Below are 511 nucleotides of genomic sequence, written 5' to 3'. Positions count from 1 at the left end.
GTCGTACGTTCACCATTAAATCATGTTGTATCGCTGAAATCAGCAGGCATTCAATCGCCAAAAGATTTAGAGGGGAAAACAGTTGGCTATTCTGGAACACCTTTAAGTGAGATGTATTTAAAAACGATGGTAAAAGAAGCTGGTGGTAATCCAGATACAGTGAAAGTAGTCGATGTTGGCTTTGATTTAGTACCAGCATTAATTACGAAAAAAGTGGATGCGGTAACAGGGGCATACATTAACCATGAAGTACCTGTTATGCGTCATGAAGGTCATGAACCAGCGTACTTTAATCCAGCAGATTATGGTGTACCGAATTATCATGAGCTTGTATTTGTAACAGGTGATAAAACGTTGAAAAAAGATAAAGAAGCGTTGCAAGCCTTCTTACGTGGTACGAAAAAAGGCTATGATTTCATGAAGAAAAATCCAGATGAAGCATTAAATATTTTATTAAATCATCAAGAAAAAGAAAACTTCCCGCTTGTGCCAGAAGTTGAAAAAGAAAGTA

At 37.0% G+C, this 511-nt stretch carries 1 protein-coding gene; it reads left to right on the top strand.

Annotated features, from left to right (window positions below):
* Positions 1–511 (top strand): ABC transporter substrate-binding protein (locus ACCC84_RS23955; protein ID WP_371902451.1); only part of this gene is annotated, 511 nt, incomplete at both ends.

It is taken from the genome of Serratia odorifera (assembly GCF_041448735.1).
GTDB lineage: Bacteria > Pseudomonadota > Gammaproteobacteria > Enterobacterales > Enterobacteriaceae > Serratia_F > Serratia_F odorifera.
The sequence above is the reverse complement of the archived record's forward strand: the minus strand, read 5'-3'. Positions and strand labels throughout refer to the sequence as shown.